The sequence below is a fragment of the Pseudomonas sp. F-14 TE3623 genome (genome assembly GCF_053629015.1).
This window is the reverse complement of sequence record NZ_JBRJHM010000001.1, coordinates 4,305,072-4,317,470: the sequence shown is the minus strand read 5'-3', so window position 1 is coordinate 4,317,470 and position 12,399 is coordinate 4,305,072. Positions and strand designations below refer to the sequence as shown.

Below are 12,399 nucleotides of genomic sequence, written 5' to 3'. Positions count from 1 at the left end.
GCGGCGCGATCCGATCAGTGGGCCAGGACGTCAGTCGCGAGCAACAGGTACGGACCATTTGCGCCAGGTAGCAGCACAACGCTGTAGCGCTCGCCGGCCTTGAGCTGGCCCAGGTCAAGCGGGGCACCGACGTTGGTTTGAGCGCAGACCAATTGAACCGACAGGCTGACCGGGTTGATCGATCGGCGTTGCACGCTGCCGTCGGCCACCTCCTTGAACAGGTCGGCGCTCTTCCCCGCAACGCGCAAACCGGCCTGGGTGCACGCAGAATCGGCGCTGATAAACGCCAGCGAGGCTCTCAGGCTATTGAAGTCGTCGGGTTGCTCACGGATGACGACCTGGCGGATACCTTGAGTGCTGTCTGGCAAAGCGATCACGCTGGCGAATTCGCCTGCTGCCACCTGGATGTCCAGCGGCTGGCTTTTGCCGTTGCGTTCCAGGGTGCCCTTGATCGGCTGGTTGGCGGGCACGGGCAGGTAGTCGGACACGGCATTCGAGCCTTCCAGTCTGAGGCTGGCCCGCGAGCCTTCGGCCAGCAGCTGCAAGGGGCGGTCGGCGGCGTTGATAAAGCGCAGGAAGGCCGAGTCCTGATCCGGGCCCGTCGGGTACAAGGCAATGTCGGCGGCCTGGGCGTGCAGGCTCAGCATCAAGGGCGCGAACAGCGCCCAGCCACATGCGGATCGGATCATTTGCCGGCTCCTGCGCTGCTGACGCGGTCGGCGGGCAGTTTGGCCAATGCACCGCCAATCGCAGTACCCCATGCTTGATAACCGGCGACGGTGAAGTGCTGCCCGTCGGTGGTGATCCACTGCCCGGGTTTGGAGAACGTCAGCGAATCGATGTAGGTGCAAGGCGCCACGTTCGCGGCCAGAAACTGCGACATCAATTGGGTGCGGGCATCATTCTTCTGGTACATGCCACCGGCTTTGCCCCAGGCCGGGCCCACCCAGGCGCAACGGGTCCCGGTGGCCGCGATGGCCTTGGCCAGGCCGGTGACACTTTGCCATGCCCAGGCCTTTGGAAACACTGGCTTGTCATAGGACGCCATGGTGTCGCCGATGACCAGTACCACCAGGTCGGGCTTGTCGGTGGCGATCAGGTCCTGAATCGGCGTGGTGGTTGCCTCGCGCCCTTTGATCACGATCTTGTCGTTGCCTTTGCGCTCGGCGCCGCAGTCGACTTTTTTGCTGATCAGCCAATCGCCGGCGCTGGCACCGCAGGCACCGATGGAATGAACCTGGGCGCCTTGGCGAGTCAGGTTGTCGTGCAGCGGCTCCAGCAAATGGTCCGCGAGGCTCATATGGCTCTCCCCAAGAACAAGGAGGGACAGGCCGGCAAGGGCAGAAGTGGGCATCGAAAACTCCAGAATGATCAGTTGGAATAAGGCGAGGTGTACGGGCTGACCGGCAGGCTCATGGGGCCGCTGATGTCTTCGAACTGGTAGCGCAAAGACAGGGCACCGCTGAGTTGTTGGTAGTCATGGGCGTTGTCCAGGCCCAGATTGGCGCCCAGCAGGAAGTTCGAAGCGACCTTGTATTCAGCCGCCGCAGCGATGCTGTAGCCGATCCCGGTTTTGTTTTGCCCTTCGTAGCGCAGACCCGAGGCCGCTTGCATGGCTTTGTCGTTGGGGAAATAGTCGGCGCTGTCCTGCTCGAAATGCTGCACGCCGACCGAGCCCTTGACTTGATACGTCAAGCGTCCGGTGCGTTGTGCCCAAGTCACTGGCACGCCCAGGGCGAAGAACGTCTGCGGGCTGAAATAGCCGCCGTGGCCATAAGTGAAATAGTCCTGGTTGTTGGCGTAGCTGATGCCGGTCATGCTCAGGCCGACGGTCAGCTTGCTGTCCGTTGCATTTTGCAGGTACCAGTAGACACCGCTGCCCAGCTCACCGCGGCTATTGGACTCGACATGGTTGCCCAATAGCTGGTGCCAGGAGGCGTAGCCATAAACGCCAACTTCGTTGTCGTCAAAGCTCAACTGGCCACGTCCGCCATTGGCGGTCACGCCGCCCCAGGACTGCCCGCTGCGTTTGTCCGTGGTGCCGGCAAACGAGGTGACGCTGTCAGTCACCGGACGCCGGGAAACGCTTACGCCGTAACGGACATTAGAGGCGTCGCTCACCGGGCGATCAATGCTGATGCCGCCAGTGGCGGTGGTGTATTTGAAGCCGAGCGGGGTGGTGCCGAGATCGGCTTTGAGCCCATCCGCGGGCCGTTGAATCGCGACGGAAAGGCCGACACCCTCGGCTTTTTGCGAGCCGACGCCGTCGCTCTGCGCACCGCTACCAAAACGCGACAGCGCCTCGCCGCTGACACTGCCGGCGTTCAGCGAAACTGGCGTCACGCGCAGGGCGACGCGGCTTTCATCCAGCGGGATATTGATTTCCAGCGGTGTTTCAATATCAGTCAGTTTGCTCAGCCCCGACTCACTGTTGTTGCTGCGAATACTCACGCCCTGGGTGACGTAGGCACTGCGCTCCTGAAGGATCTTATTCAGTGCCAGTTGCGCGGGGCTGATGTCTTCGCTCACCAGTGCTGCGCGTGGCAGCTGCGACTCGTATGCATTGCTCGCCTGCTGCGGCCTTGGCAGTGCGTCGATGCCAAAAGGGGGGGGAGAGGTCATGCGGCCTGGCATCTCTTGAACCGGTGGCGGGATCGCTGCCAGCAAGGTGTCGCGACTGACTTCGTTACGTGAACCCGACACCCCGGCAAAAGGGTTGGGCGCCACCGTCGAACCGGCCAGTTGGCCGCTCTGGCTTCTGCGTTTCTCACTCTGTTCAATGGCCACCGCTTTGCGCAGCAGATCGGTCGCCGTGCCGGTCTTGCCCATGTTCTGGTAGAGGCGGGCGGCCTCTGTCAGCGTTTGAGGGTTGCCGGATTCAGTCTTGAGCAGCTGTTGCAGTGCCTGTTCGGCAAAGGCAGTGTCATGTGCCAACACCGCCGCGTCCGCGGCACCCAACAGCAGTTGCGGGTCGTTTGGCTGACGTTGTAACAGCGGTTTGTAGAGTTCGAGGGCTTTTGCCGTGTCGCCATTGGCCGAGTACATCCGCGCCAGCGCCGCGACGGCAGCGCTGTCACCGGGACGTTGCGCCAGGGCGGGCGCTAGCGTGTCATAAGCGCTGGCCAGATTACCTCGTTCACGCAGCTGGTCAGCCTGGCGGATGCGATAGAGATAGAGCAGGTCGTCGAAACGCTTGCGAGCCGGCGCGTTCAACGGCCTGTTCTGAAGGTCGCGCAGAATCTCGTTGACCTGTACGTCTTCTCCGGTTTTAAGCAAGACAGCGGCGTATTGCAGGATGAAGTCCGCCGAGGGCGTCGTGGTGTTTTGCAACTGGCCGCGCATGAGGGCCAGCGCACGGGTTGGCTCGCCGATGTCGACATAGGCCGAGGCCAGGCTCGCCGTGCGATCTGGACTGTTGTTGGCCATCGGCTGGATACGATCGAGCAAGGTCAGGGCTTCCTGGCGCTGTCCGCGCTTGCCCAACTCGATCGCCTGGCTGAGTTGCAAGTTGAGGCTGACATCAGCGGCCAGCGCGTCCATGTCCGGGGTGCGCTGGTCAGGGCGCAAGCGTCCCAACGTTGTCTGGGCGGCTTTCCACTCACCCATCTGGACCGACAGCAAGGCGCTGACGTAAAGCGCATCGGCATTGTCGGGATGGGCCTGGAGCATGGCGTTGATCAGGTCCCGAGCCTTTTGCGGTTCGCCCATCGCCAGGTTCAGGCGGGCCAGGGCGAAACGTGTCCAGATGTTGTCTGGTTCGTAGCGCAGCGCGTCTTGCAAGGCGTTGCGCGCAGCGGGCAGGTCGTTGCGTTGTTCGGCGAGGGCGGCCAGTTGCGTCGCGCGCAAGGCTTGCAGGCGTGCGGACTGGCCGATCTTTGCCTGTCCGGTGGCGGGCAGGCTGTTAATCAGTTGCAAGGCTTCATCGTTCTTGCCGCTCTTGAGCAGCACATTGACCAGCCCTTCCTGTACTTGAGGGTTGTCGCGGCGCTGGTTCAAAATCTGCCGATAGTTGCGCTGAGCGTCATCGAACTGGCCCGCGCTGGCCTGAATATCTGCCAGGGCGAGGCGAGCATCTACCCCGTTTGGATTGAGCCGCAGCGCCTGGTTGACCAAGACCTGTGCCTGGGCTGTCTGGCCTTTGGCCTGGGCGTCGCGGGCTTGCTGCAACGCTGACCAGTAGCGCACTTCGCTCAGCGCAACTTGCCAGCGGCTGCCGTCGTTTTGTCGCGTGGCCTGACTCAAGAGCTTTTCCGCTTCGGCCAGTCGGTGTTGCTGCTGGCGAATAACCCCAAGGCCGCCCAGCGCATCAGCATCCTCGGGCCGGGTTTTCAAGCGCGCTTGAAAGGCCTGTTCGGCGGTGGCCTGATCGCCCTCTTTGAGCGCCTTCAGGCCGCGCGCGACTTCGGCGGGCGGTTGCCATTCCTTGCTGGCCGTCGTTGCCACCTGTTGCTTGCCCTTGTTCATCTGCGCCCGGATTTGCGCGTCATCCGGATGCGTCTTGAGGTACGCCTCGAACAACGGCACTTGTGCCGGATTGGGCGGACCGATCCAGGTCAGCGCCAGGCGCCAGCTTTCGTCGGCATCACCGGCAATGTCGGTACGTTGGGTCAGCGCGGCCAGGGCGCGGATGCCCTCGGCCCGGCTGTCTTCACGGCGGACCAGATGCTTGGCGTAAAACAGTGCGACGATCGAGTCGTTGGGCATTTCGCGTTGCAGGCGCTGAAAGCCGCTTCGTGCTTCAGCCCAGTCAGTCGGATTGAAGGCAAGGTTGTTGTAATACTCGCGGCCGATCGTACCTTGAGGTGGGCGGCCATCGAACAGCGCGCGAAACACTGCAGTCGCCTTGTCACGTTCACCGGCATCGACGAGGCGCCGAGCCTCTTCCAGACGCTGCTGGTTCTGCGGTTGGGCCACGCTGATGTCCTGCGCCAATTGCAGTGCCTGCCGAGGCGGTGGCTGGATGGCCTGCAAGCGGGCGAGGTATTGCTGAGCCTGTTGTGGCTTGCCCTGTTGCACGCCGATCAAGCCCAGGCCATACAGTGCGTCAACCTGGGCCGGGTCCAGCAGCAGGACTTTCAGCCAGACTTCCGCAGCGCGTTGTGGGTTGTTGTGCTGCTGCCAGTATTGCCCTTGCTCGACGAGTAATGTCTGTGGCGTCGGACTTTGAGCGTGGGCAGCAGCGGCCGTCCATGCGCTCATGACGGCGATGGCTAGCGTGCGGTGGTGCGCGTGCATGCGGTCTCCCAGGAGAGTTTCAGCGTTCCGTCTTCTCGGAATCGGTAATGTTTATCTGCCCATCCGAGGGCGAACAGGCTGAGCATGAAGTTGTAGTAACGCGGCGGCCCGGCATCGGCATCAGGCATGGCCAGCGCCTCGTGCAAGGCGAGTTCCGCGTGGCGCCGTTGCTGATCGGCCAGCCCGGGTTGGCCCTTGGCCTCAAGGTAGGGAATCAGTGCGGCCCAGAATCCGAACGGGCTCTGACCCTGAACACTGCCGTGGAGAACCTGGACTGTTTCCGGGGGGGAACCCGTCGCGAGAGTGCTGCGGGCCATGCCGTCCAGCCGTTTGAGCAGGAGCGCTGCCAGCGGTTCGGAGGTATCACTCATGCCCAGCCAGAGGTACACGCGAATGGCATCGTAGCTGCCCGTGTCGCCGTGGATCGGGTCGCTTACGAAGGCGCCCGATTGCGCGGAAGTGCCTCGATAACCGACCCAGTCAGCGACGAAACCATGGCGGCTTGATTGGGCAATCATCGTCGCGGTGTTGTTGGCAATCGCTTGCCAGGGCCCCGAGGGTGCTTCCTTTGCCAGCCGTCGTAACAGTGGCAGTGGCAGGTAGCTGGGGTTCAGGCGCCAGAGAGCGTCCGGCTGGACGAAGCCCTGTGGTCCAGGCAACACCATCGGGCCCAGCCCGGGCAGCTTGACGACCAATTGCGCTTCAATCGTCGCCATCAGGTGCAGGGCATCCTGGTGATAGTCCGGCCGATGCCACAGGCGTGCGGCTTCGAGCAAGGCGAAGGCGATCCACAGGTCGGCGTCGGCGGCCGAATTGGCGTCTTGCAGGCGCCACTGACCATCCGTGCCTTGCCCCCATAACCAGCCCGGCAGGCGTGTGGCGGTGGCGGAGCCTGCGAGGTTGGCTGAGGTCCAGCGCCAGAGTTTGTCAAAGCGTGGCTGATCGTTGCCGATCAGTGCGAAGAGCATGCCGTAGGACTGCCCTTCAGAGGTGCTGTGATTGTTCTCCAGGCTCGATTCCAGAACCCGGCCGTCGGCCTGGACGAAGCGCGTTGCATAGGTTTGCCACAGTGGCCAGGCTGGCAGCTCACAGGGGGTTGCGGCCACTATCGCAGGCGCCAGCAGAGCCAGTGCAAGCACAGCGCTCAACCTGAGCGTGTTACCGCGCAGGCACCGGCGAAGTGAAACACCTCGGCTGCTCATGGACGACACAGGCATGCGCGGCTCATTGACCAAGACGACGTTTGGCCCGTAAGCGCAGGGCCAGGTAGGCCATCGAAGAAAGCAGCAGGATCCCGAGGAGAGTGAACAGCATGAGCGCCATTACGTTTTGCGAGAGGTACCACTGCAGATAGCGCAATGGGCCCAAGCTCCCGACGTAGTAATCCTGCTCGGCGACCAGCGACTCGACATGCTTGCCCCTGACCACCACCAGACTGCCTTGCAGCTGGCGGGCATTTTCTTCGCTGCTGAGCAGAGCGTTGGTTACGTCGGCCAAGCCGTCGGGCCTTGCGCTGGCGATAAACACCACACTGCGCCCACTCTTGAGCGGCGATTCGAATCCAGTCAGATAAGCACTGCGGTCGTCAGCGGTAAACCTGAAGCTGCTGCGCGCTTCACGCAGATTGGTTTTCGTATCCGGACTGATCCAGTTGCGCAGGCGCAATGGCAGGTCAGACAGTTCAAAGTACTGCGCAGCATCTTCGCCCTTGGCAGGCAGAAGGTTTCGCCATTGCTCCAGCAGCGGCTGATTGTTGCCCGAGGCGAGCACCAGCAAATCCCGGTCGCTTTGCTCGGCTACCTGGTCGGCGTGGACTGCCTTCACGCCGGTGGCCGGATAACCGGTGGAGTCGCCGAAGCGGCCCAGCAGGGTCAGGTAGGCGCTCAGATCGGCCGGGCCTGGCTCGTCGGGCAGGATCACCGATGTTTCAGAAAGGTCGGCCATGCGGGTGAACGGGAAGCCACTGTCCTTGAACACCCCGAGGTTGGGCATGGCCATGAAATGTTCGTATTGGCTGAGGTCCAGGGTCGAGTCCGGGTCGATCACACCGCGCATGTTGTCGATGATGATGTCGCGGCATTCGCCCTGTTTGATGTAGTCATACATAAAGCGAAATTGCAGGCGCGATTGCAGCGCTACGGAATTGAGCGGCAACAGCATGCGCGACGTGCGGGCCAGGCTGTCGTCGGTTTTGAGCATCGCCAGCAGGCTGTCGCTGCTGCCGAGTTTCTCGATCGAAGGCAGATCGATCGACTTGATGAAGGTGTCGTTGAAGTTGACCAGCAACGAGGAATTGGTGGAGACCGGTTGCGGCGTATAGCGGTATTTCAGGTCAAGTTGCGCACCGGGCTCACGCCAGTTGAACAGGTCGGGTGGCAAGCGCAGCGCAACCGTCATTTGCCCCGGGTTATAACCCGACACATTGAGTTCTGCGGGCTTCGCCAGTTCACCCAGGCGAACCGGGCGATCGGAGGGCAGCCAGTTAGGCGCGTCGTACGGTCGGCGTGGCTTGAGCGAGTCGATCCGGTCTATCACTACGCTCTGCCCGGAGAAGGCCGAGCCACCGAGAGCCAGCGCTGTCGCGGCGACCTTGAGATCGGCGCCATCGCGCCCGGAGACGATCAACAGTTTGCCCTGAGCATCATTCGGGTTGCTTACGAGTGTCAATGTCGGCCCCGTGGCCTCTTTGACCGGTAAGCCACTCAAGGCCGTTGATTCGCTGCCGCTGACAAACACCACGGCGTTGCCTTTGGCCGGCAGGCTGGTGAGGCTGGCGGGGAAGGTTGCGCCGCGGTAGCTGGCCAGCGCGCCAAACCAGGACGACAGGATACCGGCGGCCTCAAGCTCAGGGCCGCCCGGGCGCCCGGCGAACACGAAGGGCAGCTTCAGGGGCGAGGCATCTCGACGATCGAACAAGGGCAGCGGCAGAGCGGACAGGTCGTTGGGCTGTTTAATCGAGGACACCTGGAGGCTCAGTTGACTCTCGTTGCCGATCCGGGCCCACAGGCTGGAGTGCAAAGGGTCTTCACATTGCATCGTGTAGTGACCGATGAACTGCAGGCTGAGCCGGTTGAATTCGGTGATGGTCTGCGGCGGAATCTGCACGGTCCGGGTCTGCAATTTACCGGCCTCTTCCTTCGGGAGGGGCAGGCTGGCGGCCACTTGATCGTTGACCAGCACATTGATCTGCGAAAGGTCGGCCAGCAGCGCCGGTGAGTAGCTGTACTGCAGCGTGACCTGCGCAGCCGTGACGACTTCATCGGCGCGCACATCGAAGTTCACACTGTCGGTGGCCTCCACGCCTTTAAGGGTCATCGAATAGCTTTTGCCCAGCTCCTTGAGGGTGCGGGTATAGCTGTTGTTCGGGGCATCGGCCCCGGGCAACGCTGCGACCGGCATCATTGCCGGCTCTGTGGCGCTGATTTGGGCGGCAGCACTCAATGCCCAGCCGCTCCAGCTCACTAGCGAGCAGGTGATCAGCATGAGTGAGCGACGAGGAAGAAAGGTCCGGCGAGTGGAAGGCTTCAAGATCGTTGCGTGTCCGCGGTGGAGTCGATGGGTGATGGAGTGTCCGGGCGTTTGCGCAGCAGCGCCTGGCTGTCCTTTAGGGTTGCAACGAACAAGCGCAGGATGGCGCGAAAGCCAATGCTGCTGACCTCGCGCAACGCCGACATTGGCGCGTCGAGGCGGCCGTTACCCCACGTGTTGGCCCAGGTGTCGGCCCGTGAAAAGGTCAGTCGCACCAGCTCACTTTGCTGGCGCAGGGTCAAAGCCTCGAATTGCACGCCCGCCACGTTGTCGTTGCTGAAGACCGTTTTTGCGGGAAAGAGGCTTGAGGGAGGCGTGCGCAGAATGCACAGCCGCAGCTTCTCATTGACGTTGAGCAGAACCTGCGGTGGCAGTGCCAGACCCACGCCGTTTTGTGAGAAGTCCCGGGTAATGCAATCGAACCAGGTGCCGTCTTCGCGATAGACGCGCACGGGCAGATCCGCGGGCACCCTGGGTTCGTTGCGCACCTGAGAGGACTCAGTGGCCACCGCCACAGCGGTGCTGACGATGACGATGTTGTACACGGTCCAGGCCAGGTTGATCAGCAGGGTAGTGGCCTCGGCAGAATCACTCCCGATCAGTTTCACCACGCCGATCGCCAGACCGACCATGTTCAAGGTCAGCAGGACGATATAAGGCCGCGCGAGCTTCCAGTTGAAATAGTCCTCTTCGATGGTGCCGCCCTTGTCGGTCACGTTGAATCTGCCCAGCGAAGGGCTGATCAGGGCCAATAGCACCGGTCGCATGATGTACCAGGCCAATACCGACTCATACACTTCGTTCCAGAAGGAATGGCGGAAGCGCCCCTGGATGCTGGAGTTGGTCAGGCTGGAATGGAAAATATGCGGCAGTACATAGACCGTGACCATCAACGCCGAGGCATGGAAAATCTGCGCGTCGAAAAACAGGTAAGCCAAGGGGGCGGTCAAGAACACCAGGCGGGGCAGGCTGTAGAAAAAGTGCATCATGGCGTTGAGGTAGCAGATGCGCTGCCCCAGGTTCAGTCCTTTGCCAAACAACGGATTGTCGGTCCGAAAAATCTGCGCCATGCCCCGCGCCCAGCGTGTGCGCTGGCTGATGTGTCGGGAAAGGCTTTCGGTGGCCAGTCCCGCCGCTTGTGGAACGGCGAGGTAAGCGGTATTGAAACCACGGCGATTGAGCTTGAGTGCCGTGTGCGCATCTTCCGTCACGGTTTCGGTGGCGATGCCGCCGACTTCCAGCAAATGAGTCCGTCGGATGACCGCGCACGAGCCACAGAAGAAAGCCGCGTTCCACAAGTCGTTGCCGTCCTGCACCAGGCCGTAGAACAGCTCACCTTCATTGGGTACCGAGCGAAAGGTATCGAGGTTTTTTTCGAACGGATCGGGTGAATAGAAAAAGTGCGGCGTTTGCAGCAACGCCAGGTTCGGGTCCTTTAAAAACCAGCCCATGGTGATCTGCAGGAAGGAGCGGGTGGGCACGTGGTCGGCGTCGAATATGGCAATGAACTCGCCATCGGTAACTTTGAGTGCCTCGTTGAGGTTGCCGGCCTTGGCATGTTGATTGTTGTCGCGGGTGATGTAGTTGACACCAATCTGCTGACAGAAAACCTTGAATTCCTCCCGGCGTCCGTCATCGAGCATGTGCACCCGCAGTTTGCCCTCGGGCCAGTCAATGGCCTGAGCAGCGAGCACCACCAGTTTGACGATACCCAATGATTCGTTATAGGTCGGAATGAAGACGTCTACCGTCGGCCATTCTGTGGGCGGCTGTTGCAGAAACTGCGGTTTGCGGTGCAACGGCCAGGCGGTCTGTACATAGCCGAACACCAGGACGAGCAAGGCATACAGCTCGGCCAGCACCAGCCCGTAGCCAAATACGGCATCCTGCCAGTTGTCGAAATTCAGGGTGTCGGAGAGGCGCCAGTACATGTAACGCAACGAAGCGACCAGCGAGAGGGTGATCAGGGTCAAGATCGCCAGACGCCCGGCTTGCTTGCGGATGATCAGGCTGGCGGCAAAACAGACGGCGGCAAACGCGGCCTGGGAATACAGATTCAGCGGCGCAGTGAGGATACCCAGCACCAATAATGCTGCGATCAGCCCGGCTGAGATCTTCAGGCCTTGGCGCCAACGCAGGGGCCATCGACTGGCGCGAGCCTGGAAAGTATCCAGTAGCCCCTGCAACCACCACGTCTTTGCAGGTAGCTGATTCAGCTGGGCGGTCATGGCGTGCCCTGCTGGCTGGAAGTATCTGCGAAAAGCAGGGCATGGACCGCGCCGGACAGCGAAAGAATGTCCTGACAGCCAATGCTCTCAGGTGCGTACTGGAGGAGGTCCCGGCCATAGGCCAGCGACTCGTTGAACTGGTGATCGAGGCGAATCATCCCGATCAGGTCAGCGCCGAGCCGCCGCAGAAACAGCACGTCCATGTCCCTGCTGAACGAGCGCGAGGCATCCCGTTGGTTGAGCACATACCGGTGCCGCTGTGCGCGTCGTCGGGTGGTTTCCAGCCACTGGGTCATGGTGTCCAGTGCCAGGTAGGAAGCCGCGTCGGCCACCGTCATCACCAGCACCAGATCGGCGGCGTCGAGTGCCTGTTGCGAATAGACGGTCGCACCCGAAGGAGTGTCCAGGATCACGGTATCGTTTTCGCTGAGGTCCATTGACGCAAGGTGCTGATTCAACCAGTCAGAATCTTCGAGCATCAATTGCTTGAGCAATCGGCGATCGTTCACCTCGCCAGTGCCGAAGGGCAGGCACTCACTGTTGCTAAAGCCCGGCAGGCGATGAGCGCCCCAGTCTGCGTCCTGCTCTTTGAGCTGGATCAGCCCGGGAACCTGCCTGTTGATACCCAAGTGGCTGGACAGCGCGTTTTGAGGGTCCAGATCAATCGCGATGGTTCGCCCACCGGGGCGCCGAAGTGTTTTTGCGAGGCCAGCGGCGACGGTGCTTTTACCCACACCACCATTCGCCGAAACGATAGCAATGACCTTCGCTTTGGTCCGCTTGCGAGTCGTTTCTGGCAGACCGTCTCGACGAACCTGATTGAGTTCACGCAACAGGTCGCTCAATCGCTGACGATCCCCCGTAGCAGAACTGGCAGGTGGCACGGTCAGGGGAGGGGATTTGGGCGCGCCAATCAATAAAGAAGGCTGTGGCTCGTCCAGTAAAAACACAGGGGGCGTTGGTGTTGGTGTTGGGGGAGGCAAGGCTACCGACGGTTCAGGCTCAACCAGTACTGGTGTAACCGGGTCGTCTTTGAAAGCTTTATAGTTCGGTTGTATTTCCTGATAGTTCTCCGCATTAGCGCCAAAACGTGTAAAGAGTTTCGTAATATCGTCTACATATTTCATGCGTTGTACCGGGAATGAAATAACTTAGAAACTCAACATTCCATTAACTTGACAAAGTTGATGTGTCGTTTTGGCGTTGGCAGAGTGCCATTAATCTAGGGTGCCGGCCTCTGGGTGTCAATGGTTGTTATAAAAAGTCAGCAAGGCTTGTTAATGTTAATTTTAGTGTTATTAAAGCGTTATGTTATTCGTGGAAAGTGTTAGTTGAATGCGTCAAGATAATGACTGTCCAATCAGGTGCAGTGTGCTGATAGGTGATGGGTTTATTTGTTGAGGGGAAT

At 60.9% G+C, this 12,399-nt stretch carries 7 protein-coding genes; all 7 read right to left on the bottom strand.

Features of this window, described 5'->3' with window-relative positions; translation table 11 throughout:
• Positions 1–14: 14 nt before the first annotated feature.
• From AB7M29_RS19920 to bcsQ, 7 genes are read right to left on the bottom strand one after another with little or no spacing between them, the layout of a single operon-like run.
• On the bottom strand, positions 15–689 hold the full coding sequence (locus tag AB7M29_RS19920) for an alginate O-acetyltransferase AlgF (protein ID WP_454247647.1): 675 nt from the start codon (positions 687–689) through the stop codon (positions 15–17).
• A complete protein-coding gene (locus AB7M29_RS19915; RefSeq protein WP_454247646.1) occupies positions 686–1,354 on the bottom strand; it encodes an SGNH/GDSL hydrolase family protein in 669 nt (222 codons plus the stop codon). The genes AB7M29_RS19920 and AB7M29_RS19915 overlap by 4 nt, the downstream gene beginning before the upstream one ends.
• Before the next feature lie 17 nt (positions 1,355–1,371).
• Positions 1,372–5,235, bottom strand: a complete 3,864-nt coding sequence (locus tag AB7M29_RS19910) for a cellulose synthase subunit BcsC-related outer membrane protein (RefSeq protein ID WP_454247645.1) — start codon at positions 5,233–5,235, stop codon at positions 1,372–1,374.
• A complete protein-coding gene (gene bcsZ, locus AB7M29_RS19905; RefSeq protein WP_454247644.1) occupies positions 5,211–6,452 on the bottom strand; it encodes a cellulose synthase complex periplasmic endoglucanase BcsZ in 1,242 nt (413 codons plus the stop codon). Before bcsZ ends, AB7M29_RS19910 begins: the two co-directional genes overlap by 25 nt.
• A gap of 7 nt (positions 6,453–6,459) precedes the next feature.
• A complete protein-coding gene (gene bcsB / locus AB7M29_RS19900; protein WP_454247643.1) occupies positions 6,460–8,763 on the bottom strand; it encodes a cellulose biosynthesis cyclic di-GMP-binding regulatory protein BcsB in 2,304 nt (767 codons plus the stop codon).
• The gene (gene bcsA, locus AB7M29_RS19895; RefSeq protein ID WP_454247642.1) at positions 8,760–10,991 is read right to left on the bottom strand and encodes a UDP-forming cellulose synthase catalytic subunit; all 2,232 of its coding nucleotides are present in this window, start codon (positions 10,989–10,991) and stop codon (positions 8,760–8,762) included. The genes bcsB and bcsA overlap by 4 nt, the downstream gene beginning before the upstream one ends.
• Complete coding sequence (gene bcsQ / locus AB7M29_RS19890; RefSeq protein ID WP_454247641.1) at positions 10,988–12,118, bottom strand: cellulose biosynthesis protein BcsQ; 1,131 nt, start codon at positions 12,116–12,118, stop codon at positions 10,988–10,990. The genes bcsA and bcsQ overlap by 4 nt, the downstream gene beginning before the upstream one ends.
• Between the last annotated feature and the right edge of the window lie 281 nt (positions 12,119–12,399).

Bases quoted from the DNA above. Each gene is read 5' to 3' on its own strand.
- bcsA (WP_454247642.1), bottom strand. From the start codon at position 10,991: ATGACCGCCCAGCTGAATCAGCTACCTGCAAAGACGTGGTGGTTGCAG.
- AB7M29_RS19910 (WP_454247645.1), bottom strand. From the start codon at position 5,235: ATGCACGCGCACCACCGCACGCTAGCCATCGCCGTCATGAGCGCATGG.
- bcsZ (WP_454247644.1), bottom strand. From the start codon at position 6,452: ATGCCTGTGTCGTCCATGAGCAGCCGAGGTGTTTCACTTCGCCGGTGC.
- AB7M29_RS19920 (WP_454247647.1), bottom strand. From the start codon at position 689: ATGATCCGATCCGCATGTGGCTGGGCGCTGTTCGCGCCCTTGATGCTG.
- bcsQ (WP_454247641.1), bottom strand. From the start codon at position 12,118: ATGAAATATGTAGACGATATTACGAAACTCTTTACACGTTTTGGCGCT.
- AB7M29_RS19915 (WP_454247646.1), bottom strand. From the start codon at position 1,354: ATGCCCACTTCTGCCCTTGCCGGCCTGTCCCTCCTTGTTCTTGGGGAG.